Genomic DNA, 26,468 nt, shown 5'->3' on the forward strand with positions numbered 1-26,468 from the left:
CTGACCGGGCCGGGCACGGCCGGGACCGTGCGGCACGGCTACAGGCCGCCGCCCGCGTCCCACAGCCGCTCGGCGCGGCCGGTGATCGAGTCAGCGGTCGCGGCGGCCCGGGCGTCGGACAGTGAGGCGATGTAGTCGATCAGCCCGCGGCCCACGGCGCGGCGCCGCCGGGCGGCCGGGTCGGCGCCCGCGAGCAGGTCCGGGGAGTCCCCCGCGATCGTGTCGTAGCCCATCGTGGCGAGGTCGATGAACTCCAGGAGGCGGCGCGGCGCGCGGGCGGCGTCGGCCCGGTCGGCCAGCCAGGCGTCGAAGCCGTCGACCAGCCGGAGCAGGATCCGGGCCTGACCGCGCTGGTAGAGCGCGAGGTCCGGGCGCTGCAGGACGAAGCGCTGGTGGACGAACTTGAGGATGGTGACCTCGTGCCACGCCTGCGGCAACAGGCTGACGTAACCGGAGCGCGGATGCGGGTCGAGGGTGACCGTGACGGCGTCCTGCAGCCGGGCCAGCCACTGGCCGGTGAACGCGCCGAGGGCACGCTCCGCCGCCCGGGAGCCGTCATAGGGGACGGCCAGCAGCCCGTCGATCAGGTCGGTGCGCACCCGGTCGGCGGCGGCGAAGAACGCGTCGTCGTCGGCGATCCAGGGATCCTTGGCGTGGATGCGCCGGCGCAGCGCCTCCAGCGACCGGCCGGGCGCGTCCGGGGTGAGCGTGTCGAGATCCTGCCGGGCGAGCCGGGCGGCGTGGGCGCGCCACTCGCGGAACTCGGTGGCGACCGCGGCGTACTGCAGGACACCGGCGCGGTGGAAGTCGTCGAGGTCGTGCAGCGAGTACGCGATGTCGTCGGCCACGTCCATCACCGAGCACTCGACGGTCTGCCGCAGCGCCGGCAGTCCCGGGTACGCGGCGCGGGCGTCGACCATCTCCGCCGCGTCGAGGAAGTAGGCGGAGAACTTGCTCGAACCGCCGTCGTCGTCGCCGGCACCCGCGCCGCGAGGCGGGTACGCGAATTCGGACGGGTGCGGTCGCGGGAACCGTACCCGGCACCACGGGTACTTCAGGACGGCGGCCCGCACGGCCGCGGTGAGGTTCAGCCCGCCCTCCGGATGCAGCGCGTCCAGAGTGGTGAGGATGCGGAAGGTCTGCGCGTTGCCGTCGAAGCCGTCCTCGAGGCCGTAGCGCTGCCGGGCGATGCGGTTGAGCACCGACTCCCCGAGATGACCGAACGGTGGATGGCCGAGATCGTGCGCGGACGCGGCCGCCTGTACGACCACCGGGTCACAGCCGCCGAGCCGGTCCAGCAGGTCGCGCCGGGGATCGCCGGGCCGGGTGATCCCGGTGGCGATGGCCCGGGCGACCGAGGTCACCTTGATGGTGTGGGTGAGCCGGTTGTGCACGCCCTGCCCGGCGCCGTTCGACGAGATCACCTGCGTGACCGCGCCCAACCGGGAGTAGTACGGCGAGAACCGGATCCGCTCCAGGTCGTCGCGGAACGCCTCGTCGGCGCCCAAGGCCCGCTCGGTCGTCTCGCCACCGGCGTCGGCGCGCTGTCCCCGGGTCACGGTCGTGGCCTCGACCGGCGGGTGCTGGCGGGCGGTTATGCGCTGGATCGATTGTGGTGCGGTCGCCGTCATCGCGCTCCGGCTCCGGTTGGCGCGGGCGCCCCGCAGGTCACAGCCATCTCCCGCATCTTAGTCGGCGTACCCCCGCGACCGGCCCGACCCCCACCGGACTAGGAGTTCCAGTTCCCGGTGCAGGCTTGCCCCGAACACGGTCCCCGGGTTCGGGGCGTCGGTGCCCGCCAGCAGAGTGACCCCCGCGTCGGCCAGTCGCCGCACGTTGTCCTCGGACGGAACAACGGGACAAGTAGAGGTTCACCCGACGTGAGGGTCCCCCGAGGTCGGCCCTGTGACCGGACCTGACGTCAGTCGAGCGCGATCGCGATCACGGCCAGGGTGGACAGGACCAGGCCGGCCCGCTGCGCGCCGTTGAACCGCTCGTGCAGGACCATGCGGGCCAACAGGACCGTGACGGCCGGGTACAGCGACACGAGCACCACCGTGGTGGACAGCATGCTGGAGTGCGTGGCGTAGAAGTACAGCAGGGTGGCGGCCATCCCGCTGGCGCCCACTAGAACCGGCCACCCGGGCGCGCGGATCGCGGCCCGCAGCGGCGCGCGCGTCTTGGCGGCGACCGCGAGGACAAGCACCAGCGAACCGGTCTGCTCCGACGCGACCGGCCACAGCCCGCTGCCCGCGCCGGCCTGGGCCAGGCCGATGAACATGACACCGAACGCGGCACCGGCGCCCAGGCCGTCCAGGAGTGCCGTGCGGGCGATGCCCTTACCACGCCCGTTGGTCGTGACGAGCACGATCGCCGGGAGGGAGACCGCGATGCCGACCAGGGCGGGCAGCGGCGGGCGCTCGCCCATCGCGATGCCCGCCGCCACCGGCAGCGCGGCCGCGGCCACGGCGGAGACCGGCCCGACCACGCTCATCTGCCCACGGGCCAACCCGCGGTACAACGTCAGCGTGCCGGCCCCGCCGCCGAGGCCACTGGCCAGTCCCCAGGCGACCGCGTGGACACTCGGTCCCGGGCCCGCGAACATCCCCAGCGCGGCCCACGCGATGAGGACGGAAGCCGCCGTGCCGACCAGGTTGACCGGGAGGGATCCCAGGCGGCGCGCCGCCAGGCCGCCGGCGAAGTCCGAGCCGCCGTACAGGAGGGCCGCGGCCAGGCCGAGGACGGTACCCATGGTCGTTCAGTCGCTCGCCGGCGTGGAACCGGTGGGGAGGCGGTACGTCAGGATGACGATGCCGGTGTTGAGCACGAGCGTGTCGGCGAGTTCGAACTGCGTCGTGACCGACGGCCGGAACAGCAGGTCGGTGGTTGTCGCGCGACCGACGAACATCGGATGGACCCACAGCCGCAACTCGTCGAGCAGGCCGTGCTCGAGCAGGGCGTACGAGAGCTGACCGAACCCGTACTGCACGATGTCCTGGCCCGGCTGCTCCTTCAGCCGGCGGATCTCCGCGATCGGGTCCCCGCTGATCACCGAGGTGTTGTTCCACTCCGGGTCGCGCAGCGTGCTGGACACGACGTACTTGGCCATGCTGTTGATCCGGTCGCTGTACGGGTCGCCGGACCGGGCCATCCACGCGGTGGCGAAGCCCGGGTAGGTGCGGGCGCCCATCAGCACCGCGTCGCAGGCGAACAGCAGGTCGGTCTGCACCGTGCCGCCGGTGCCGTCCGGCTTGATGCCGTTGTCCGGCCAGTCCTGCGGGTCCTGGATGACGCCGTCGAGGGTGATGTACGTCGAGTTGATGATGCGTCGCATTGAAGTACTCCTTATCGCGGTTGCTGGCTACACGACAACCCTGACAAGAATCGGTCCCGCGGGTAAGGTCCAGACCGGTGGACAGAGTCAGGACCAATTCCGGCGTTCTCGTCGTGCTCGACCACGACGCGCGGATCCCGCTGCACCGGCAGATCGAGGCGTCGATCCGGGACTCGATCCGCGCCGGCCGGCTGCCGCGCGGCTCGTCGCTGCCGCCGACCCGGGTGCTCGCCGCCGACCTCGGCGTGTCCCGCGGCGTGGTCGTCGAGGCATACCAGCAGCTGACTGCCGAGGGTTACCTGACCAGCCAGACCGGCGGGTACACCCAGGTAGCGGTCGGCCCGCCCGCCGCGGCGGCCGGGCTGCGGCTGGCCCGCGCGGCTCCCCCGCGAATCGATCTCAGCTACGGCCGCGCCGACGTCTCCAGCTTCCCACGGTCCGCGTGGCTGCGCGCGATTCGCGAAGCGCTCGGGTCCGCGCCGAACGACGTGTTCGGGTACCTGGCCGGCAGCGGCGTGCCGCAGTTGCGGACAGCGATCGCGGACTACCTGAACCGGGTACGCGGAACGCTGGCCCGGCCCGACCAGATCGTCATCTGCACCGGCTACGCCCAGGGCATCGCCCTGCTCGTCAGCGTGCTCGCCGCCGCGGGCGCCAAGCGGCTCGCGCTGGAGGACCCGTCGTCCGGCGACGACGCCCTGCCCGCGGCGCGGGCCGCCGGGATCGAGGTCATCGGGGTGCCCGTCGACGGCGACGGAATCCGGGTCGACATCCTGAGGGAGACCGGCGCCGACGCGGTCATCCTGACGCCCTCGCACCAGTGGCCCACCGGTGCTGTGCTGTCGGCCGGAAACCGGGCGGCCGTGCTGGACTGGGCCGCCGAGCGCGGCGCGGTCATCGTCGAGGACGACTACGACGCCGAGTACCGCTACGACCGGACACCGGTCGGGGCGCTCCAGGGGCTGGCTCCGGACCGCGTCGTGTACGCCGGGTCGGCGAGCAAGACTCTCGCACCGGGGCTGCGCCTCGGCTGGTTCGTCATGCCGGCACACCTGGCCGGGCCGATGGCGGACGCCAAGGTCGCCGCCGACCGCGGCAGTCCCGCACTCGAACAGCTCGCCCTGGCCGACCTCATCACCCGCGGCGAGTTCGACCGGCACCTGCGCCGGATGCGCCCGGTGTACCGGCGGCGGCGCGACGCCCTGCTGACGGCGCTGTCCCGGCGGCTGCCTGGGTTGGAACCCACCGGGGTGTCCGCGGGGCTGCACCTGGTCGCCTGGCTGCCGCCGCACCTGGACGAGGCGACCGTGGTGGACGCGGCCGCACGCGCCGGAGTCGGCGTCGACGGCGTGACACCGTACCGGATCGGCCACCCAGGCCCGGGCGGCCTCATCTTCGGGTACGCGGCCGTCCACGAGCAGGCCATCGCCGAGGGCGTCGACATCCTGGCGCGTGTCATCGCCGCCCTTCCGGCCGGTTCAGGCTGACGGCCGCCCTCGTTCGGGCCACCCTCGTCCGGGGCTCGGGTGGACGCCGAAGGCGCGGTCACCGGTGATGATCCCGGTGACCGCGCCCCGCCCGGCAGTGGTGTGCCTAGCCTCGCCCCGACATGCCTAGCCCCGCCCTGGCATGCCTCGCCCCGACACGCCTGGCCCCGCCCCTGGCATCAGGCCGTCGACAACGTGCACGACACGCGGCTCGACACGAGGTTGACGTTTCCGACGCGCCGGCAGTAGTCGGCCTTGCCGTCGGCGTTCGCGTCGATCCAGGCCCGCCCGGTGTCGTACCCCCAGTCCAGTACGTTCGACCGGATGGTCGCACCGAAGGCGGTACCCGTGGACAGCGTGCACTCCACGTAGCTCGACTGGAGGTTCACGGTACCCACCGGCCGGCAGTAGTCCGCCCGACCGTCCCCGTTGAAGTCCGCCCACGCCGTACCGGGAACGTAGCCCCAGTCCAGTACGCCGGACGTGATGGTCGCGCCGAAGCCGGTACCCGTCGACAACGTGCACGACACCCGACTCGACCGCAGGTTCACGTCGCCGACCCGCCGGCAGTAGTCCGCCCGACCGTCGCCGTTGAAGTCCGCCCACGACGGAACCTGACCCCAGTCCAACACCCCCGACGTGAAGGTCGCGCCGAAGCCGGTACCCGTCGACAACGTGCACGACACCCGACTCGACTGCAGGTTCACGTTCCCGACCTGCCGGCAGTAGTCCGCCCGACCGTCGCCGTTGAAGTCCGCCCACGACGGGACCTGACCCCAGTCCAACACCCCGGACGTGATGGTCGCGCCGAACCCGTCACCGGGCGCCAGTTCCTCGCCCGCTGCCCCGGCTGTCGCCGCCGGGGCGGATCCGAGGAGTATCGCGGCGACCGTACCCGCGACCCCGACGGCACCGAGCCACCCTCGTAGTCCTCGTCCCCATGCCATGTCATACCCCCGTCCACAAGACGCGAATGTCCGTCACCACTGGCTGAGGGGCGTGCCATCAACGGACGTTATGCCGCTCGCCGGACCGGCAGCCGGAAAGGAGTGCTTTTCACCCGACCTGCTGTGCTGGATCCGCGACGCGGCGCGGCGGCCTGTGCTGGATCCGCGACGCGGCGCGGCGGCCTGTGCTGGATCCGCGAGGTCGTGCGGCGGCTCCAGTTCGGCCGCCGGTGGCGGACCCGAACCGTGATGGCAGGATGTCCGCCATGGACGCCGCCCCGCCGAGTCGAGCTGCCCAGGTTCTCCGCGACGCCCGCCGTGCCGTCATCCTCACCGGCGCCGGAGTCTCGGCCGAGAGCGGCGTTCCCACCTTCCGCGACGACCTCACCGGGCTGTGGGCTCAATTCGACGCCGAGCGCCTCGCCACACCCGAGGCGTTCCACGCCGACCCGGATCTGGTCTGGGGCTGGTACGAGTGGCGACGCGCGCGGGTCCGCGCGGCCGAACCCAATCCAGGGCACCGGGCCATCGCGGCCATCCAGGACCGGATCCCGGACAGCGTCGTCATCACGCAGAACGTCGACGACCTGCACGAGCGCGCAGGCACCCGGTCCGCGATCCACCTCCACGGCAGTCTCTTCGCGCCCCGTTGCGTGTCGGAGGCGAGGCACCCGGCGACGTTTCCGGACGCGCGGGACGGTGAGGTCGCCGGCCCGGACGAGGGGCGCCGGATCCCGCCGCCGCGGTGCGCGACCTGCGGCTGGCTCGTCCGCCCGGGCGTGGTGTGGTTCGGCGAAGCCCTGCCCGAGGCGGCGCTGGCCGCGGCGGTCGAGGCCGCGGCCGCCTGCGACGTGCTGCTCGCGGTCGGCACCTCCGGCGTCGTGTACCCGGCCGCCGCGATCCCCGCGATCGCGGGGGAATCCGGTGCCACGGTGATCCAGGTCAATCCCGAACCGACCCCGCTGGACCGGGTCTGCGACATCAACCTGCGCGGCACCGCGGGACAGATCCTCCCGACCCTGGTCACGGCCGGCTGGGGTGCCGACCAGCAGCCGGCCGGTAGCCGAGGGCGGCAGGGCGGCGCTCAGCCGAGCGGCGTTCGGCCGCTGGTCTCCGAGCGGAAGCTGTGGCCGAGTTCGTCGCCGAGACCGAAGTAGTGCCGGAAGTTGTAGATCAACGGGTTCCAGGCGGCGGGGTCGATGTGGTCGGTGCCCGGTACCACGATCCTTGGATCCGCGTGCACGGCGAGAACCTGGGCCTCCACGATGACGAACCCGTCGTTCGTGGCGGTACGGAGGTGCGTGGCGCGGGCCTCCAACTGCAGTGGGCAGTCCGCGACGCGAGGCGGTCGTACGTGCACGGAGGCCAGCGGCCGGAATCCGGCGGCCTCGAACTTGGCCGGTTCGTACCGGAACCGCTCGCGCTTGTGCGCCGGTACCGGGTGGCGGCCGGTCAGCGGCGCCAGCCGTTCGACGGCCTCCCACTGGGCGGCGGCCGGAAAGTTGATCACCATGTCGGGGCGGGCGGCGAGGTTGCGCGCGCTCTGACCGCCGCCGCCGAGCCCGAGGACGACCACGTGACCGAGCGCCCAGGCGGAGGACATCGGGGCCAGGTTCGCGCTGCCGTCGTCGTTCTCGGTGCTCAGCAGTACCACCGGGGTACCGAAATAGAGGATCTTCGGATTGATCGTCAGGTGGTCGATGCCGTTGGCACCGCTGGTTCTCGGTTTCATGATCGCGGACGGTACCGACCCGACGCTTCGGCGGGCACCGAAGCGGACGCGCGCCACGATGGTCGGTGGCAGCCGGCCGGCGAGCCGGGCAGGCGGGCGCTGGCGCGTGAGCGGCCCGGGCTACGCCGACGCGTCGGGCGCCCTGCGCAGCCAGAAGGTCAGCCCGGTCGTCTCGTCGGTGAAGGTACGGGCGGCCGGCCACGTCGGTTCGCCGGTGGCGTAGTCGGTGGCGAGGACTTCCTCGGCGACCAGGCCGCCGTGCTCGGTCAGGGCGGTCGCGGTGTCCTCGTCGCCGGTCAGGTACCGGAGCTGGATCCGGTCGGACACGTCGAGTCCGCTCGCCTTGCGCGCCTCCTGGATCTGCCGGATCGCGTCCCGGGCCAGGCCGGCCCGGCGCAGTTCCGGGGTCAGGTGCAGGTCGAGCGCCACGGTCGCGCCGGTGTCGGAGGCGACGGCCCAGCCCTCCTGGGGTGTCTCGGTGATGATGACTTCGTCCGGGCCGAGTGCGATCGGTTCCCCGCCGACCTCGATGGTCGCCGTTCCCGTCGTGCGCAGCGCGTCGGCCAGCGCCGCGGCGTCGGCGGCGACGATCGCCTTGGCGACCTGCTGGACGTCCTTGCCGAACCGCTTGCCCAGGGTACGAAAGTTGGCCTTGGCCGTGGTGTCCACGAAGGAGCCGGAGACCGGATCGACCGTGCCGACGTTCAGCTCCGCGGCGATTTCCGCGAGCAGATCCTCGGGCAGGTCGGCGAAGCCGGTCGCCGACGCCAGCGCGCGGGACAGCGGCTGGCGCACCTTCACGCCCGACTCGGCGCGCGCCGCCCGGCCCAGCTCGACCAGCCGGCGCACGATCGCCATCTGGGCGGACAGCTCGGGGGCGAGCAGCGCCTCGTCCGCCTCCGGAAAGCGCGCCAGGTGCACCGACTGCGGTGCGTGCGCGTCGACCGGTACGACCAGTTCCTGCCAGACCCGCTCGGTGATGAACGGCGTGATCGGGGCCAGCAGCAACGTCACGGTGCGCAGTGCCTCGTGCAGGGTGGCCAGGGCGGCCGGGTCGCCGCGCCAGAACCGCCTGCGGCTGCGCCGCACGTACCAGTTGGACAGGTCGTCGACGAACGCGGCGATCAGCCTGCCCGTCTCCTGGGTGTCGAACGCCGCCATCGCCGCGTCCACCTCGCGAACCAGCGTGTTCAGCTCGGAGAGCACCCAGCGGTCGAGCACCGACCGGTCGGCCGGCGCCGGGTCCGCCGCCGACGGCGACCATCCGGCGGTGCGGCCGTAGAGCGCCTGGAAGGCGACGGTGTTCCAGTAGGTCAGCAGGGTCTTGCGGACAACCTCCTGGAGCGTGGTGTGCCCGACCCGCCGCGCCGACCAGGGTGAGCCGACGGCCGCCATGAACCAGCGCACCGCGTCGGCGCCGTGGGTGTCCATCAGCGGGATGGGTTCGAGGATGTTGCCCAGGTGCTTGGACATCTTGCGGCCGTCCTCGGCGAGGATGTGGCCCAGGCAGACCACGTTCTCGTATGGGGAGCGGTCGAAGACGAGAGTGCCGATGGCCATCAGCGTGTAGAACCAGCCGCGGGTCTGGTCGATCGCCTCGGAGATGAACTGAGCCGGGAAGCGGCTGTCGAACAGCTCCCGGTTCCGGTACGGGTAGCCGAACTGCGCGAACGGCATCGAACCGGAGTCGTACCAGGCGTCGATGACCTCCGGTACCCGGGTGGCGGTCGACCCGCACGACGGGCAGCCGAACGTCACCTCGTCGATGAACGGCCGGTGCGGGTCCAGCGCCGAGAGGTCCTCGCCGGCCAGGTCGCCGAGTTCGGCCAGCGAGCCGGCACACGTCAGGTGACCCTCGGCGCAGCGCCAGATCGGCAGCGGGGTGCCCCAGTAGCGGTTGCGCGACAGCGCCCAGTCGACGTTGTTGGTCAGCCAGTCGCCGAACCGGCCGTGTTTGACCGTCTCCGGCTGCCAGGTGGTCTTCTCGTTCTCGCGCAGCAACGCGTCCCGCACGGCGGTGGTCCGCACGTACCAGGACGGCTGCGCGTAGTAGATCAGCGCGGTGTGGCAGCGCCAGCAGTGCGGGTACTGGTGCTCGTACGGCTCGTGCCGGAACAGCAGGCCGGTCCGGCGCAACTCCTCGACCAGCGGCCCGTTCGCGGTGCGGAAGAACTGGCCGCCGACCAGTGGTACGCCGGCCTCGAACGTGCCGTCCGGCCGCACCGGATTGACCATCGGCAGCCCGTACGCCCGGCAACTGGCCAGGTCATCGGCGCCGAACGCGGGTGACTGGTGGACCAGGCCGGTGCCGCTGTCCATGGTGACGTACGACGCCAGGATGACGAAGTGCGCGTCCGGCACGTCGACCAGCTCGAACGGCCGCCGGTAGGTCCAGCGCTCCAACTCCTTGCCGGTGAACGACTCGCCGGTCGCCGTCCAGCCCTCGCCGAGGGCGGAGGCCACCAGCGGCTCGGCGACGACCACCGACTCCGTGCCGTCGGTGGCCACCACGTAGGTGGCGGTGGGGTGGACCGCGACGGCCGTGTTGGACACCAGGGTCCACGGCGTCGTGGTCCAGACCAGCAGCGACGCGCGCCCGGCGAGCGGACCCGAGGTGAGCGGGAACCGGACGTACACCGCCGGGTCGACGTCGGTCTCGTAGCCCTGGGCCAGCTCGTGATCGGACAGCGTGGTCTGGTCCCGCGGGCACCACGGCGCGACCCGGAAATCCTCGACGAGCAGCCCCTTGTCGAAGATCTGCTTGAGCGACCACCAGACGGACTGAATGTAGTCCCGGTCCATCGTCCAGTACGCGTCGTCCAGGTCGACCCAGTAGCCCATGCGCTCGGTCAGTTCCGCGAACGCGTCGGTGTGCCGGCCCACCGACTCCCGGCACTTGGCGTTGAACTCGGCGATGCCGTACCGCTCGATGTCCTGCTTGCCGGTGAACCCGAGTTCCTTCTCGACGGCCAGCTCGACCGGCAGGCCGTGGCAGTCCCAGCCGGCCTTCCGGGCGACGTGGTAGCCCTTCATCGTCCGGTAGCGCGGGAACACGTCCTTGAAGACGCGGGCCTCGATGTGGTGGGCACCGGGCATGCCGTTCGCGGTCGGGGGGCCTTCGTAGAACACCCACTCCGGCCGCCCGCGCGACTGCTCCAGGCTGCGGGCGAAGATGGCGTTCTCGCGCCAGAAACGCAGGATCTCGTGGTCGAGCGCGGGCAGGTCGACTTGGGCCGGCACTGGGCGGTACATGAACTCCTCCGTCGGGCACTGGAACGCGCCGGTCATGGTACCGCCAGGCCGGGTTCCGCCCGGCGTCAGCTCCCCGAAGTCTCCGGGAGTGGCGGCCGGTCAACCGGGTATGGGGCGGTCACGGCCCGTCGCGGGGAAGGGAGCAGTCGTGCGCATCGGCCTGATCTCGACGCCATGGACGCCGCTGCCACCACCCGCGTACGGCGGCCTCGAAGCCGTGGTCGACCACCTCGCCCGGGGATTCGCCGCCGCCGGGCACGAGGTGCTCGTCGCCGCGACCGAGGACAGTACCTGCCCGGTGCCCCTGGTGCCCGGTTGTCCGCCCGCCGACCCCGGGGGCACCTGGCTCACCGAGGCCGAACTGGCCCAGGTGGTGCGCGCCTATCGGGCGATGGACGGGATGGACGTCATCCATGATCACACCCTGGCCGGCCCGCTGTGCCTGCTCCGGCCGCCCGGTGTGCCCGTCGTCACCACCAACCACGGCCCGTACCGGGCGCCGCTGCTCGACATCTACCGGGCCATGGACCGGCACGCGGCCATCGTCGCGATCTCCCACCACCAGGCGTCGACCGCCGAGGGGGTACGCATCGCCCGGGTGATCCACCACGGCATCGACGTCGAGGCGATCCCGGTCGGCGACGGCACCGGAGGGTACTTCTGCTTCCTCGGCCGGATGAGCCCGCGGAAGGGCGTCCGGGAGGCGGCGCTGGTCGCCCGCGAGGCGGGTGTGCCGCTGCGCATCGCGGCGAAGATCCAGGACGGTACCGAGCGGGAGTACTTCGACGACGCCGTGGCCCCGTTGCTGGGCGGCGACGTCGAGTACGTCGGCGAGTTGGCCGCGACGGAGAAGTACGCGCTGCTCGGTGGCGCCACCGCCCTGCTCAACCCGGTGCAGTGGCCGGAACCGTTCGGCCTCGTCATGATCGAGGCACTGGCCACCGGTACCCCGGTGGTGGCCACCGCGTCCGGCGCGGCTCCCGAACTCATCGACGACGGTGTCACCGGTTACCTGCGGGGGGACATCGCCGGCCTGGCCGCCTGCCTGCCCCGGACGCGGGACCTGGACCGGCGGCGCTGCCGCGAGGAGGCGCGGCGCCGGTTCGCCGCGGACCGGATGGTGGCCGAACACCTCGACCTGTACGCCGAACTGCTCCAGGCGCGGCGGGCGCGACCGATCCGCCGGTGAAATCACAGGCGCCATGGTGAACTGACGGCAGTGGGACACGTATGAACGTGGGTCGGTACCGCCGTTCGAAGGATCATCATGAACTCTCGCCCGTTCCGTTTCGGGGCCGGTCTCTACTCTGTCGGCCAGTCGCGATCGGCGTGGCGCGATCGCGCCCGCGAGGTCGAGGACCTCGGGTACGACGTCCTCCAGGTGTCGGACCACCTCGGTGCGCTGGCGCCGTTTCCGGCGCTGGTGGCGGCGTCCGACGCGGTCGGGATCCAGCTGGGGACCTACGTGCTCAACGCGGGCATCCTGAGCCCGGCCTACCTAGCCCGGGACGTGGCCGACACGCACCGCCTGACCGACGGCCGGCTGGAACTCGGTCTGGGCGCCGGGTACGTGCCGCGGGAGTTCGAGGCGGCGGGGCTGCCCTTCGGCTCACCCGGCTCACGGCTGCGCAAGCTCGACGAGCTCCTCGCGGAGACCCAGGGGTTGCTCGCGGCCGAGCCCGACGCGCCGCAGCCACCGATCATGATCGCCGGTGCCGGCGACCGCATCCTCACGCTGGCGGCCCGCACCGCCGACATCATCAGCTTCCCGATCACGGCCGGCTTCGGCCCGGGCACCCCGGAGGAGGCGCTCGGTGCCCGCGTGCGGCGGGTCCGGGACGCGGCCGGCGAGCGGATGGCCGATATCGAGCTGAACCTGTTCGTGGCCGGAGTAGGCCACCGGGTGGCCGACATCGACCTCTCGGTGATCACCGCCGCCAGCGGCAAGTCGGCTGAGGAGCTGGCCGAGCTGCCAGGGGTGCTGGTCGGCGAACCCCGGCAGATCGCCGACACCCTGCTGCGCTACCGAGAGGAGTTCGGCATCAGCTACATCAGCGTCCTGGACGACCACATGCGCACGTTCGCCGAGGTCATTCCGCTGCTCCGCTGACCGCCGGCGGTCGGTCCCGAGTCGAGCTCCGGGCGGCTCGGCGCGGACGCCCGGCCCGACCCTTCACCGCGGCCCACAGCGCCGCCCAGCCCCGGTACCGCTGGAACGGCAGCTCGAACACCCGGCAGAACGCCCACGCGACGGCCAGCGAGACCGGCAGCGCCACACCCAGAGTGACCCAGAACGCCGGCAGGCCGGCGGCGACGTGCGGCCCGGCCAGCTCGCGGCTGACCACCAGCACGACGGGCAGGTGGATCAGGTAGAGGCTGTAGGAGAACCGGCCGAGGCCGCGTACCGGGCGCGTGGCCAGCAGCCACACCAGCGGGGCCGGCCGCCGGGTAGCCACGGCCGCGAGCAGCGCGGCGATCGCGGGGCCGGCCGCGAGGTCGATCCAGTAGTAGTGGCCCACCGTCCAGACCGAGCCGGCGAGGACCATCAGCAGCAGTACCGGGGCGGCGGCCAGCGCGGAAAGCCACTGCCACGGCAGGCCGCGTACCCGCTCGCCGGCGGCCATGACCCCGGCGCCCACCATGCCCACCGCGAACAGTGGTGTGAACAACGGGGTGAGGCCGGTCAGCTGGTTCACCGGGGACCCGGTCGGGTGAAGCAGGCCGATCGCGGCCACCGGCACCGTCACGGTGGCGAGCAGTGTCACCGGGCCGCCCCGTCGGCGGATCAGGAGCAGGAGCGGGAACAGCAGGTACAGCAGGGCCTCGACGCCGATCGACCAGAAGGCGCCGTTGGGCAGCGGCGCCGTGACGATGTCCTGCAGGAGCGGTCCGTAGACGAGCAGCGTCCGGGCGGTCGGCGGCCCGGAGTGCGGCTGGGGCGTCACGGTCCACGCGATCACCAGGCTGAACGCCAGGGCCGCCCAGTACGGCGGCAGGATCCGCCAGGCGCGCCGCCGGGCGAACCGGAGGATCCCGCCCAGCCGCCACCCGTCGCCGGCCGGCGAGATGGCCAGCGAGAAGCCGGACAGCACGAAGAAGAAGACCACCGCGAGGTGCCCGTACAGCAGCCAACCCAGCCATCGGGGGCCGTGGTCGGCCGGGAATCCGGGGAAGGTCAGCAGCCAGCAGTGGAACAACACCACGTACAGTGCGGCCAGGCCCCGCAGGCCGGCCAGCCCCGCCACCCGGTCACGCTGGGGCGCACCGGGTGGCCGGGTGGACTCGACGACGGCCGCGGTCAGTTCTCCAGCCGCAGCCGGACCGGGTACCGGCGCAGCCAGTCGTCCAGGCTGACCAGCAGCTCCATGCGGCGCCGGTTCGGCCCGAACCCGCTGCTCTCCATCCCGTTGTCGAGCATCTCGCGGATCCGCGCGACGTTGAGCAGGTCGACGGTCTGGGAACCGCGGTCGTCGAGGATCTCGTTGACCCGGTCGTGCAGCATCTGCCCGTACCGGGGGTCCTGGGTGGACGGGTACGGGCTCTTCTTGCGCTGCAGCACCGAGTCGGGCAGCAGGCCGGCGGCCGCGCCGCGCAGCAGGCTCTTCTCCCGCCCGTCGTAGGTCTTCGCCGTCCAGGGCGTGTTGTACACGTACTCGACCAGCCGGTGGTCGCAGAACGGTACCCGCACCTCCAGGCCGTGCGCCATGCTCAGCCGGTCCTTGCGGTCCAGCAGGATCTGCACCCACCGGGTCAGGTGCAGGTAGAACACCTCGCGCATCCGGCGCTCCCCCGGGTCGGCGGCCGGCAGGTGCTCCACCTCGGCGATGGCGGAGTGGTAGGTGTCGGCCTCGTAGCGGGGCAGGTCGAGCAGCTTCGCCAGGTCGGGCTCGAGCAGGTCGGCGGCCGGGTTGACGCCGCCGTTGGACCGGTACTGCGAGGCCAGCCAGGGGTACGTGGGCGCGGCCAGCGCGTCGGGATCGTGGAACCAGTTGTACCCGCCGAACACCTCGTCGGCCGACTCGCCGGACAGCGCCACGGTCGAACCCTCCCGTACGGCGCCGAACAGCAGGTACGCCGACGTGATCATGTCGCCCATCGGCGACGGCGCGTCCATGGCCATCATCGCGCTCGTCCGGTGCAGCGGGTCCATCATCGTGGCCACGTCCATCATGACCTCGTGGTGATCGGTCCCCACGTGGGCGGCGGCGGCCCGCGCGAACGGCGCGTCCGGGGCGTCCCGCCACGCTTCCGGCCGGAAGTTCTCGGTCTGCCCCACGAAGTCCACGGCGAACGAGCGCACTCGGCCGCCGCGCTCGTTCGGCGCGGCTGCCGCCAGCGCGGTCACCACGGAGGAGTCCAGCCCGCCGGACAGCAGGGTGCCGACCGGCACGTCGGCGACCATCTGCCTGGTCATGATGTCGCGCAACAGGTCGCGCACGGTGCCGACCGTGGTCTCCAGGTCGTCGGTGTGCTCGCGGGTCGGCAGCCGCCAGTATGCCCGCTCCTGAGCCCCGTTGCGGTCGACCACCAGCACGTGCCCGGGGCGCAGCTCCCGCATGCCCCGGTAGAGGCTCTCGCCGGGCGTCTTGACCATGGTCAGCGCGGCCCGCAGACCGTCCGCGTCCACCTCGGTCGGCACCGTGTGGTGCGCCAGCACGGACTTCGGTTCCGAGCCGAAGACGACACCGGCCGGGGTGGCGTAGTAGTACAGCGGCTTGACACCCATGCGGTCGCGGGCGAGCACCAGGCGCTCCCTGGCGATGTCCCACAACCCGAACGCGAACATGCCGTTGAGCTTGTCGACGAACGCGTCGCCCCACTCCAGGTATGCCCGCAGCACGACCTCGGTGTCGCTCTGGGTCCGGAAGTGGTGGCCGAGCCCGGCCAACTCCTCCCGCAGTTCCCGGTAGTTGTAGACCTCGCCGCTGTAGGTGATCGTCGCGGCTGCGGTGCCGTCGCGGTCCGCGGTCATCGGCTGCACACCGCCGACCAGGTCGATGACGGCCAGCCGGCGGTGGCCGAGCGCGACGTGCTCACCCAGCCAGACACCCTCGGCATCGGGTCCCCGCAGGGCCATCGTGCCGGTCATCGCGAGGATGTTCGCCCGCTCCCCGGCGAGGCTCCGGTCGAAGTCCACCCAGCCGACAACTCCACACATGGAATCCCTCGAATTTCGTCGATGTGAACACGGACGCACGGCCGTAAGCGATCTTATAGCCCGCGATGCTTACTTCTCCATGCCGGGTGCGCCGGCTTCCGCACGCCGGATGCGCCGCGCAGAGACGCCGCGTGCGCGGGACGAGAACCGCCAGCCTCCGTGCCGGCCGCCCCTACGGAACGTCGGGTATCGGTGTCGCGCGGGGCAACAGCCGACGCTCCACATCGGACAGTGCGGTACGCACCGCGCCGAGCGCGGTGGCCTCGTCGCCGAGCGAGGACAGGGCCAGCACCGGCTCGGTGAGGGTCAGCGGGCACAGGTGCCGGCGGATCGCGGCCAGCAGCGGCTCGCCGGCTGCCGACACCCCACCGCCCAGTACCACCATGTCGGGGTCGAGCAGCAACAGCAGCGCGGACAGTCCCCGGGCCAGCCGCTGCGCGACGGTGTCCACCGCGGCGGCCGCGGCCGCGTCGCCGTCGCGGGCGGCGGCGAACACCGCGGCGGCGTCCAACTCCTCGGGCCTGCGGTCGACGCGTGGCGCCGCCGGTCCCGGCGGGCTTCCGGCGGCGGAGCTGATCGCGGCCGCGCCGACCAACCGTTCCAGCGGCCCGAGTCCGGCCGCGTCGGAGTCGATGTCGGCTTCGCCGAACACGCTGAGGTAACCGATCTCGCCGGCCATCCCGCCGGCACCCCGGTGCAGCCGGTCGCCGATGATCAGGCCGGCACCGATCCGGGCACCCCACTGGACGAACACCACGGTGTGCACGCCGACCGCGACCCCACGCCAGCGCTCGGCCAGCACGGCGAGGTTCACGTCGTTCTCCACGTGCACCGGGCAGCGCAGCGACCGGCCGAGCGCGCCGGTCAGCCGGATGCGGTGCCAGCCGGGCAGGCTGGGCGCCATCCGTACCGCGCCGGTGCGCTCCTCCACGATGCCGGGCGTACCGACGGCCACCGACCAGACGTCCTCCCGGCGTACCCGGGCGGTGTTCAGCAGGTCGGTGATGGTCTGCCGGACGGCGGTCAGCACCTCTTCGCCGGAGCCGGCGAAGTGGTCGTCACGGCGGCGCTTGGCGACCACGTCGCCGGTCAGGTCGGCCAGCACGGCCAGGATCTTGTGCGGCCCGATGTCGATGCCGAGCACGTACCCGGCCCGGCCCCGGAACCGGACCAGGCGGGCCGGACGGCCGATCCGGGGCCGGCCGGCCGCGGTCTCGCCGGCACCGGTCTCCTCGGCGTACTCGGCCCAACCGCCCTCGACCAGTTGGGTGACCGCCTGCGCCACGGTCGGCCGGGACAGCCCGGTGCGCGCGGACAGTTCGGTGAGCCGCTGTGCCGGCCCGCCGCGCAGCGCGGTGAACACCTTGGCACAGTTGATTTCCCGCAGCAGCGCGGGGCTGCCGGTGACCTCGGCCGGTCCCGCGTCCTCGCTCACCTGTCCCCCTCCACCCTGCCAGTGCGGCACTGCCAGTGCCGCCCTACCCGGCCCCGCCCTGCCGATCGCCCGCCCGTCGCCGCTTGTCCGCCGTAGGCTACCCGCCCGGACCGCGACCGCTCACCGTCCACTGTGGGCGGTGAGCGGTCGCGGGACCGGGGCGCTGACCAAGACATCCGGCGCGCCCGAGGACCCGGCCGGGCAACGGCTCAGGCCGGGCTGCCGTACACGGTCACCTCGGTCAGGTGGAACGTACTGTTGGCCGAGTTGCTGAAGCCGATGACCCGGACGTAGCGGGCGGTGGCCTCGGTGCCGAAGGTCTCCCCCGCGTCGGTCACCGGACTGGTGCCCGTCCGGCCGCCGAGCGTGAACCAGTGCTCGCCGTCCAGGCTGCCGACCAGTTGGTAGGTGTAGTACCGGGTACCGTCCACGTAGTTGCGCACGTTGATCCGTGACACGCTCGTCGCGGTACCGAGGTCCACCTGCCACCAGGCGGCGTCGCTGGTCAGCGGCCCGCCCCAGTACGGGTTGTTGGACCGGCTGCCGTCGTTGGCGGCACTGGCCGGGTGGCCGTTCTCCGCACCGGACGCGGTGACCGGCTGGCGCAGGCTGCGCACCGTGTCCCCGGAGCCGTCCCGGGGCGCGTACGGCGCCACCCCGAACCCGTCGAACGTGGCGAGCCCCTGCCGGGCGGCGTCGCCGGCGCTGAAGAACATGCCGACATCGGCGGCGTCGGCGGTACCGGGCACCGTCGCGCTGCCCACCACCGTCCAGTCGGTACCGTCGCTGCTGCAGGCCCCGGCGAGGCTGGCCCCGATGCGGCTCAACCGCACGTACGTCACTCCGCCGAAGCCGTCGACCTCCCGGGACGAGTCGAGGCGCCCGTCGCCGTCGGAGTCCCAGCCGAACACGCAGCCGTGCTGGGGGGTGACGGCGATGTCGGCGTACCCGCCGCCGCCCCGCCCCGACAGGTCGGCGCTGGTCACCAGGCCGGCCCGGGAGTTGCCGGAAACTGTGTCCTGGTTGGTGATCCGTGCCTGCACCGCCTGCCCGCCGGCCAGCACGTCCGGCCGGTACACGGCGCCGTACTCGTCGACGGCGCCCCACATGTCGGCCCCGCCGCCAGCGATCCCGACCGTGACCCCGGACTGCGCGAAGGACGCGGCGCTGTTCGACACCGTCTGGTACGGCGCGGTCACGTCGCCGGTGACCAGGACCCGGGTGCCGGACGTCGCCGAGTCGCCGACCCCGCCCGACGACCACGCCGCCGTGGCACCGAACGACGGCACCGCGGCCGGTGGCGTGCCGGCCGGTACGGTGACCGCCCACCGGGTGCTGAACGTGCCCGCTGCGGCGACCCGTCCGGTGCTGGTGGCGGTCAGCGCCCTGACCCGGTAGCCCGCCGGCGCGGACAGCGTGACGGTCACCTTTCCGGTGGGGCGCAACAGGTTCTCGTTGTGGAACGTGGCGGTGACCGTGACCGTGCCGGCCGGTTTCACCGCGGTGGCGTCGGTGGCGGCGCTCACCTCGCCGGCGGGTACCTCGGCCACCTTGGTGGCCTGGTCGTAGGCGCTGCCGCGCGGGGTGGCCGGGTACCGCGTGGACCCGTGCGCCCAGTTCTGCGCGTACGCCGCCCAGTCGGTCGCGACCGGTGCGGCACCGGTCTTCAACGCGGTGTCCAGGCTGTCGAAGAAGGTCTGCCACCGGCCCCCGTAGTAGTCACCGACCAGGCCGTTGAACTCACGCCGGGCGTAGTCCTGCAGGGTGGTACCGGTCGCCCACAGCGTCACCAGCGACTTCACGTCGTACTGCAACTGGGTGTTCTCCGCCGGATCGGCGGCCTGGATCGCGGCCTGTGCCTGCCAGGCGCCGAGCAGGAAGTGGTCGTCGGTGCCGAGCAGCGTGTCCATCAGGCGCACCTGGTCCATCCACTGCCCGGTCAGCTGCTCGAACCGGGCGGTGTCCCTCGCCTGGTACGCGGTGTTGATAGCGGGCAGCATCGTGCGGCTGCGGTTGGCCAGCACCTGCCGGGCGACGTCGACCAGGTCGTAGCGGTACGCGGTGCTGTCCCGCAGTTTCGGGCTCACCTGCAGCAGGTCGCCGAGCGCGGCCTCGAAGGTGGCCGGGTCGTAGGGCAGCGCGGGCGAGGTGGTGGTCAGGCTCGGCTGGTTCTCGTACAACGAGGTCGGGTGCTTGCTGTCGACGCTGGGCGGCCAGTTGTAGACGGTGTTCGCGAGCACCTGCCAGGCGGCCTGCGCGTGCGGGTCCGCGGCGCCGTACCGGGCCTTCGCGTAGTCGGCGAACCACTGGCGCATGTCGACCGGCCCCGGCTGCCAGGGCATCTCGGTGAAGAAGTCGACCGCCGCCGGGTTGTTGTCGATGGCCTCCGGCATCAGCGCGATGCCGTCCTGCGCGGTGCCCGCCTTGGCCTGCCAGGCGTGGAACTTCTGGTTCCAGTCGGCGAGGCTGGCACCGAGGTTGGTGTGGCCGCCGAAGTTCCAGATGGTACCGAAGGCGTACGGCGTGCCGAGCCAGTCGGTGTCGCGGTCGGTGACGTTCGGCTGCTCCGACAGTCCGTCGAGGACCAGCATCTTGGACCGGTCGACGGCCGCCAGGGTGGCCGGAAGCGGGTTCTTCTCCCAGCCGAGGATCGCCCAGATCGCGTCCGGGTGCGCGGTGTTCAGCGCCCGCTGCACGGCCTGGGACGCCGCGGTCACGTTGACGCTGCCGGCCGTGCCGCCCTCGTGCAGCAGGTCCATCTTGTACATCGCGGAGTCGCCGAACAGCTTCGACTGCACCTGGTAGAAGGTGGCGGCCACCTGGGCGAAGTACGGGTTGGTCGGATCCAGCCAGTCCGGCCGCGGCAGCCCGTCCCAGGTGCCCTGCGGCACCGTGTTGGCACCGGCGTTGCGGGCGGCGAACTGCGCCGGCACGGTGCCGTAGTAGCCGGGCAGGACCGGCGTCATGCCGAGCTGGCGCAGCCGGTCGGCGATCTGCCGGCCGAGCCCCGCGCGCTGGTCGATGAGTTGCTGCGAGATCGGCGAACCGACGCAGCAGATGTTCTGCAGCAGCCACCACGACTGGTGGCCGGGCTGCGGGATCCAGCCCCGCATCTCCGCCGCGGTGTACCCGTACTGTTCGAAGGTCTGCTCGTAGACCGCCTCTTGCCCCTCGTACACCAGCACCTCGTTGATGCCGTGCAGGGCCAGCACGTCGATCCGGTGCTGCCAGTCGGCCCAACTCAGGTAGGGACCGGCGTAGCCCTCGTTGGTGTCGTTGAGGGCGAAGCGGTGCGCCACCGAGGAGTCGTGCTCGATCGGGGCGGCCGGCAGGGGCAGCCGGCCGGGCAGGTCGAGTTGCTGCCCGTCGAGCGAGATGTCCGCGTGCGCCACGTACTTCAGGTACCAGCCGAAGCCGGTCAGCAGCACGGCCGGGCTGGTACCGGTGATGACGAGCTGATGGTGTTCGTCGGCGATCCGGAACCGGTCGGGGCCGCTGCCCTTGCTCTCGGCGCGCAGCCGCACCTGTCCCGATTTGCCGCCGACCAGCCGGTGCAGCGCGTCGGCGGCGGGACGGGTGTCGAACGCGCCAGCGGACGCGGTGGGTGGGTCGGATGCCACCGGCGCGGCCGGCGGTGCGGCGGGCGGTGCGGCCCCCGCCGGTGTGGTCGCGCCGACGAGCAGGAGGGACGCGAACGCGGCCACGGCGGCCGCGGCGCGAGGGAGACGGCCGGTTCCGGTGGGCGGCAGCCACCGTCGATCTGGGAACATCGCCAGCTCACTTCCGGGAGGGGGTTGCGTGGCGTGAGGGTCACCGGCCCGCGGACCGGAATAATGTAACGTCCTTTCGAAACCCTCTTATCGATGAGGATGTACCTCTTCCCCCAGCCCCGTCAACACTTTCCGGGTGCCAAGATCCGCCGGCTACGGCATCGGGGCGAGGCGGCGCAGCCGCCGGGTCCACCATCCGGGACGGGTGTGCGCCCGGTTGCGCAGCCGGCGGTGCTCCCAGTGCTGGAACGCGACCAGTGCCGGCGCGAGCGCCAGCATGGCCACCGGCAGGTGAGCCGGGGCGCCGCGCTTCTCCCGCACGACGGCCAGCAGTGCCGCCACGCCCGACAGGTACAGGATGGTGTTGTAGGCGGGCATCATCTCGGCCCCCAACCCCTCGCACTCCTCCAGCCAGGGCAACCCGATCCGGGTGCGGCGGGTGGGCCAACCGCCCAGGTGCGCGGCCACGGCGGCGAGCCCGAAGCCGTTGACCGCGGCCGACACCGCGTCGGCGTACCGGTGGTCGGCGCCCGCGATCCGCCAGGCGCCGCCCCCGACCAGCAGCCAGAACCCGGGGGTGGCCGGTCCGAGGACCGAGGCGAGCGGCATGCCGACCCCGGCGCCCAGCTCGATGGCGACGTGTGCGGCCAGGCTCACCACGGTCAGCCGGGTCAGCGGTCGCCCGCCGTGCCGCGTTCCCGCCATCGACCGGTCCTCTCACCTTTGAGCGCAAGGCTCCCAGGTGATCGGCTCTACCCGGTTCGCGGCCGGACATTCACCGTCAACCGATCGTGAACCGGAGGGCACCGCTTCTGGAAGAACGCGGGCGCGCGTACCCGGGATCGGGTACGCGCGCCCTGACCGGCGTGGCCGGTGCTACGACACGTGCAGGGTCGCCGGGTCGGTCGTGGTGGTGCCGGCGACGTTGACGAACACCGCGCGGTACCCGGTGCCGTCGGCGGACGCCGGTACGCCGGCGACGCTCAGCGTGGTGCCGGTCGCGCCGGGCACGTCGGCCCAGTCACCGCCGGGTGCCATGGACTGCCAGTGAACCAGCGGGCCCGGATCGCCGGTGGCCTGCGCGGTGAACGTCGCGGTGCCGCCGGCCGCCACGGTCACGCCGGCCGGCGCGACGGTCACCGCCGGGGCGGTCGGTTCGGCGGCCGGGCACAGGTGCACCGGGACGACGTTGTCGCCGGTGACGCTCAGCCCGATCCGCCCGATCGCCTGGGCACCGACACCGATGTTCAGGCGCAGGTCGGTGGACCCGTTCTCCCGGTTGGACAGCGCCGCGTCCGGCAGCGGCACGACCGCGGTCTTCCAGGTGTCGGTACCGGTGTCGGTCACCCGTACCGAGTCCCGGAAGGCGTTGTTCGACACGTCGGCGAACGAGTCGTACTGGATGTCCCAGCTGCCGGTGCCGTGGTCGTAGTAGCTGACGTACGCGGTGGCCTGGTAGGTGCCGCCCGGTACGACGGAGTTGTCGATGTCGAAGTACATGTAGAACGAGCCGGATCCGGTGGTCGTCCGGGCGGCAAGGCCACCCGCCGTGGTCGCGGTCAGGTGCCCGTCGCCCTCGTCCCGCGCGGACGCACCGAAGGCGGTGTCCGGGTTGCCGAGGTCGTCGCAGACCACCGCGGTCTGGTCGCCTCCCGGACTGATGCCCAGCCCGAACACGTGCATCGCCGGCCCCTGGGTGACCTGCCCGTTGTCCGTGACGTGCGGCAGGATCACGTACCTGACCGTCTTCGCCGGGTCCAGCGACACCCACGCGGCGTACACGTGGACGGTCTGGTTGGTCCGGCCGGCGTCCGGGCCGCTGTTGATGTACTTCGCGGTGGCCGCGATCGACGTGCCGGTGGCCGCGTTCGCCGACCACCAGTCGCCGAAGGTCAGCGTGTACGGCTGGGTCGTCCCGTCGGCGTACACCACCGTGCCGTTGCCGGAGGTGGTCGCTCCGCTGCTGGCCCCGAGGAAGCCCAGCAGGCGGCCGGAACCGGCGACCGGCACCACCTGGCCGCTGGCCACGATGTTGTCCGGCACGTTCGGACCGGGCCAGGTGAACCCGATCCCGGCCGCGGTGACCTGTGCGCCGGGCGCGAAGCCGGCCGCGGCCAGCGCCTGCGCCGAGTAGCTGAGCGCGCCACCGTCGAACGTACCGGTGAACGGCGCGTTGTCGTTGCTGATGCCCGTGTTGTCGTACGCCGCGGCGACCGAGGCGTACGGCACTTGCACCTGGCCGCTGGAGTCGAACGCCCCCTCGCTGGAGGTCGCGGTGAAGCCGACGGCGTACGTGCCGGGCGTGACTCCGGTGCCCGGGGACACCTTCCAGCTGGCGGTGACCGAGGAGTTCGCGTCCACCGTCTTGGCGCTGGTCGGCGTGATCGGGGTGGCCGTCCAGCCGTCCGGCACGGTGATGCCGAGGGTGAGATTGTGGACCGGCTTGACGTTGCCGTTGGTGAAGGTCGCGGAGACCGTGGCCGTCGCGCCTGCCTCCATAATGGACGGTACGCTGCCGGTCAGCGTGTCCTGCACGACGATCGGCACGCTGCCGGCCACGCCGTTCACGGTCACCGTGATGGTCGCGACGCCGTTCTTGATGGCCCGGACCAGTCCGTTCTTGTCGACGCTGGCCACGCTCGGATCGCTGCTGGAATACTTCACCTTCGCCGTCGATAGGTCCATAAAGGACTGATCGTCGTTGACCGCCTCGACGACCCCGTCGGCCTTGACGGTGAGGTCGCGATCCGGTTCCTCGGACGCCTTGGTGTCGTCGGCCAGCCACTGGTTGCGCCCGGTCAGGTCGAAGGTCTGACCCGCCTGGTAGACGACCGACTCCGGCTGTACGGTCACGTACCGCACCTTCGGCTTGAGTGCGCCGGTGACCTTCACGTCGTTCTGCGCGACGATCGACGTCGCGCTGGTGCCCACCCGGAATTCGTAGTTGCCGTCTGCGACCGTCTCGCGGGAGTGCGCGGTGTCCCACAGCGAAAGGTCGCTGATGTCCACGGTCAGCGTGAGCTTCTGCGACTGGCCCGGCGTCAGGTTCTTCGTCTTGGCGAAGGCGGCGAGCCGGGACAGCGGCACGTCGGCGGTGCCGGCACCGGGTGTCGCGGCGTACAGCTGCACCACCGTGGAACCGGCGGCCTGCCCGACGTTCTTCACCGTGAGCGTGACCGACACCGTACCCGTGGCGGAGACCGACTTCTTGTCCGTGCTCACGTTCGTGACGCTGAACGTGGTGTAGCTCAACCCGTACCCGAACGGGTAGGTCGGCGTTCCGGTGAAGTACTGGTACGTGCGCCCGATGCCGCCGGTGCTGGACGCGTCCAGCCCGTAGTTCATCATCGCCGGCAGCTGCGAGTCGTCGCGGTACCAGGTGAAGTTCAGGTGCCCGGCCGGGTTCTGCGCGCCGAACACCACGTCGGCCAGCGCCTGCCCCTGGGCCTGCCCGTTGTACCCGCTGAACAGGATCGCCGGTACCTTGCCTCGCACGTCCTCGATGGCCACCGGACCGTCGGCCTGGATGACCAGCGCGGTGCGCGGGTTGCCCAGCGCGGCGACCTGGTCGATCAGGGAGTCGTAGTTGCCCGGCATGGCGATCGTCGACCGGTCCTTGCCCTCGCTCGCGTTCGAGCCGGTGGTACCGACGAACTCCAGCACCAGGTCCGCGCCGCCGATCGCGGCCTTCGTCGCGTCGGACAGCACCGCCGGGCCGGTCGCGGTGCTCGAGGTGCCTGCCGCGTCGAACGTCACGGTCGCGTCCGGGTCGGCCGCCTTCACCGCGTCGGTGATGCCCTGCACCGCGCTGACATGCACGCTCGGCTGGCCGGAGTAGCCGCCCAGGGTCACCTGATTGGCCAGGTCGCCGAGCACGACGACGTGTCGCGCCGTCGCGGGGTCGACCGGCAGCAGCGGCGCCGTGGTGCCGGTCACCGCGCCGTTCTTCAACAGCACCAGGGAGTTGTCGGCCACGGTCCGGGCCAACTGCTGGTGCTCGGTGCTCTCGATGACGGACTTGGTGATCGCGGTGTACGCGTTCTTCGCCGGCGGGTCGAACTCACCGGTGGCCATCCGCATGGTGAACAGCTTGACCAGGTCGGTGTCGATGACGCCCTCGGAGAGGATCCCGGCGTCGATGGCCGCCTCGATGTTGGGCAGGGTGGCCTGGTCGCCGGTGCAGTTCAGCGCGGTACCGGCCCGCAGCCCGTACGCCTCGGCGCCGGCGGCGGCCGGGATGGTGGCCCCGGTGGTGTCGTTCTTCCACAGCACCTGGGCGCCCTGCGCGACGGACGTCCAGCCGGGTGCCGCCCAGGCGTGGCCGCCCGGTGGCGGTTGCCACGCGGTCGCGATCGCGTCGCAGTCGGAGGTGATGTACCCGCCGAAGTCGAACGTCCGCTGGGCGAGCTGGTTGACCGTGTACGTGTCGACCGCGCCCGGTGTGCCGTTGATGGCGTTGTACGACGTCATCAGCCCGGCCACGTGGTCGTCCTCGATGAGGCTCTGGAACTGCTTGAGGTAGTACTGGTGCAGATCCGCCTCGGTGGTGACCGAGTCGCCGGACAGCCGGTTGGACTCCACGTTGTTCAGCGCGTAGTGCTTCGCGGTCGCGGCCACCTTCAGGTACGGGGTCATCGGCTGCCCGGCCATCGTGTTGCCCTGGTACCCGTTGACGAACGCGCCGGCCAGCTGGGACACCAGGTACGGGTCCTCACCGAACGCCTCGTCGGTGCGGCCCCAGCGCGGGTCGCGGTCGAGGTTCACGGTCGGCGCCCAGAAGGTCAGGTCGCCGTAGTCGTTCACGTCCGGGCCGAGGTTGTTCTGCCCGGTGCCGAACAGCGACTTGTCCAGGAAGCCGCGCGCCTCGTCGGAGATGGCGGTGGTCTCCTGGTACATCAGGCCCGGATCCCAGCTCATCGACGAGGCGAAGTTCGTCGGGAAGCTCGTCGCGTGCACGTCGTCCACGGCGCCCTGGCCGCCCTCGCCCGCGTCCGCGCCCAGCCGGTTGAGGCCGTGCTGCCCCTCACTCCAGTACGTGTACTGCTGCACCCCCAACCGGGCGATCGCCGGTGCGTTGTTGGTGTGCAGCTGCTGCACCTTCTCGGCCAGCGTCATCCGGGAGACGAGGTCGGCGGCGCGCTCGGCGAAGCTGTGGTGCGTGTCCAGGTAGACCGGGGTCGGTGGCTGTGCCGCCGCGGTCGCCGCCGGAGCGACGGCGACCGTCGCGACCAGGCAGGCGAGGCCGCCGAGCGCGGCGAGCGCCCAGGCTCTGTGCCGGCGGAAGTCATGCGGGGATAAGGCCATGAGGGATGCCTCCAGCAATGTCGGGGACGGTCATCCTGGGCAACGGCAA

At 72.0% G+C, this 26,468-nt stretch carries 16 protein-coding genes; 4 read left to right on the plus strand and 12 right to left on the minus strand.

All coding sequences use genetic code 11. The features are described from left to right. Positions 1-38: 38 nt before the first annotated feature. From Raf01_RS19875 to Raf01_RS19885, 3 genes are all read right to left on the minus strand, one after another. Complete coding sequence (locus Raf01_RS19875) at positions 39-1,631, minus strand: deoxyguanosinetriphosphate triphosphohydrolase family protein (protein ID WP_203919436.1); 1,593 nt, start codon at positions 1,629-1,631, stop codon at positions 39-41. 290 nt (positions 1,632-1,921) lie between these two features. Continuing rightward, a complete protein-coding gene (locus tag Raf01_RS19880) occupies positions 1,922-2,752 on the minus strand; it encodes an EamA family transporter (RefSeq protein ID WP_203919437.1) in 831 nt (276 codons plus the stop codon). 6 nt (positions 2,753-2,758) lie between these two features. Continuing rightward, complete coding sequence (locus Raf01_RS19885) at positions 2,759-3,334, minus strand: dihydrofolate reductase family protein (protein WP_203919438.1); 576 nt, start codon at positions 3,332-3,334, stop codon at positions 2,759-2,761. Between the two features lie 77 nt (positions 3,335-3,411). Here Raf01_RS19885 and pdxR point away from each other — a divergent pair, with 77 nt between their 5' ends. Next, positions 3,412-4,821, plus strand: coding sequence for a MocR-like pyridoxine biosynthesis transcription factor PdxR (gene pdxR, locus Raf01_RS19890; protein WP_203919439.1), 1,410 nt, complete (start codon positions 3,412-3,414; stop codon positions 4,819-4,821). Positions 4,822-5,000: 179 nt separating this feature from the next. Here the strand turns inward: pdxR and Raf01_RS19895 are convergent, their stop codons facing one another. Next, a complete protein-coding gene (locus Raf01_RS19895; protein WP_203919440.1) occupies positions 5,001-5,768 on the minus strand; it encodes an FG-GAP repeat domain-containing protein in 768 nt (255 codons plus the stop codon). 266 nt (positions 5,769-6,034) lie between these two features. On the opposite strand from Raf01_RS19895, the gene Raf01_RS19900 reads away from it, so the two are divergent. Beyond that, the gene (locus Raf01_RS19900) at positions 6,035-6,925 is read left to right on the plus strand and encodes an SIR2 family NAD-dependent protein deacylase (protein WP_203919441.1); all 891 of its coding nucleotides are present in this window, start codon (positions 6,035-6,037) and stop codon (positions 6,923-6,925) included. Here the strand turns inward: Raf01_RS19900 and Raf01_RS19905 are convergent. Both Raf01_RS19905 and ileS read right to left on the minus strand, forming a co-directional pair. After that, entirely contained in the window at positions 6,853-7,500 is a 648-nt protein-coding gene (locus tag Raf01_RS19905; protein ID WP_203919442.1) for a flavin reductase family protein, read from the minus strand. The two genes, Raf01_RS19900 and Raf01_RS19905, sit on opposite strands and share 73 nt — an antisense overlap. 120 nt (positions 7,501-7,620) lie before the next feature. Next, on the minus strand, positions 7,621-10,752 hold the full coding sequence (ileS, locus tag Raf01_RS19910) for an isoleucine--tRNA ligase (RefSeq protein WP_203919443.1): 3,132 nt from the start codon (positions 10,750-10,752) through the stop codon (positions 7,621-7,623). Positions 10,753-10,900: 148 nt separating this feature from the next. Between ileS and Raf01_RS19915 the strand changes: the two genes are divergently transcribed. Both Raf01_RS19915 and Raf01_RS19920 read left to right on the plus strand, forming a co-directional pair. Then, positions 10,901-11,941, plus strand: coding sequence for a glycosyltransferase family 4 protein (locus Raf01_RS19915; RefSeq protein ID WP_203919444.1), 1,041 nt, complete (start codon positions 10,901-10,903; stop codon positions 11,939-11,941). A gap of 78 nt (positions 11,942-12,019) precedes the next feature. Continuing rightward, a complete protein-coding gene (locus tag Raf01_RS19920) occupies positions 12,020-12,862 on the plus strand; it encodes a TIGR03621 family F420-dependent LLM class oxidoreductase (protein WP_203919445.1) in 843 nt (280 codons plus the stop codon). Here Raf01_RS19920 and Raf01_RS19925 read toward each other — a convergent pair. From Raf01_RS19925 to Raf01_RS19950, 6 genes are all read right to left on the minus strand, one after another. Continuing rightward, positions 12,843-13,997 (minus strand): acyltransferase family protein, encoded by a 1,155-nt coding sequence (locus Raf01_RS19925; protein ID WP_203919446.1) that lies wholly within the window; start codon positions 13,995-13,997, stop codon positions 12,843-12,845. The genes Raf01_RS19920 and Raf01_RS19925 overlap by 20 nt on opposite strands. A 53-nt stretch (positions 13,998-14,050) precedes the next feature. Next, a complete protein-coding gene (gene asnB / locus Raf01_RS19930; RefSeq protein ID WP_203919447.1) occupies positions 14,051-15,910 on the minus strand; it encodes an asparagine synthase (glutamine-hydrolyzing) in 1,860 nt (619 codons plus the stop codon). 172 nt (positions 15,911-16,082) lie between these two features. Then, positions 16,083-17,345 (minus strand): ROK family transcriptional regulator, encoded by a 1,263-nt coding sequence (locus Raf01_RS19935; protein WP_203919448.1) that lies wholly within the window; start codon positions 17,343-17,345, stop codon positions 16,083-16,085. 209 nt (positions 17,346-17,554) lie between these two features. After that, positions 17,555-21,115: an alpha-N-acetylglucosaminidase TIM-barrel domain-containing protein gene (locus Raf01_RS19940; protein WP_203919449.1), complete on the minus strand. Its 3,561-nt coding sequence runs from the start codon at positions 21,113-21,115 to the stop codon at positions 17,555-17,557. Positions 21,116-21,268: 153 nt separating this feature from the next. Beyond that, a complete protein-coding gene (locus tag Raf01_RS19945) occupies positions 21,269-21,820 on the minus strand; it encodes a hypothetical protein (protein ID WP_203919450.1) in 552 nt (183 codons plus the stop codon). A gap of 171 nt (positions 21,821-21,991) precedes the next feature. Further along, a complete protein-coding gene (locus tag Raf01_RS19950; protein WP_203919451.1) occupies positions 21,992-26,419 on the minus strand; it encodes a glycoside hydrolase family 3 C-terminal domain-containing protein in 4,428 nt (1,475 codons plus the stop codon). Positions 26,420-26,468 lie beyond the last annotated feature (49 nt).

The organism is Rugosimonospora africana (assembly GCF_016862975.1).
GTDB classification, from domain to species: domain Bacteria; phylum Actinomycetota; class Actinomycetes; order Mycobacteriales; family Micromonosporaceae; genus Rugosimonospora; species Rugosimonospora africana.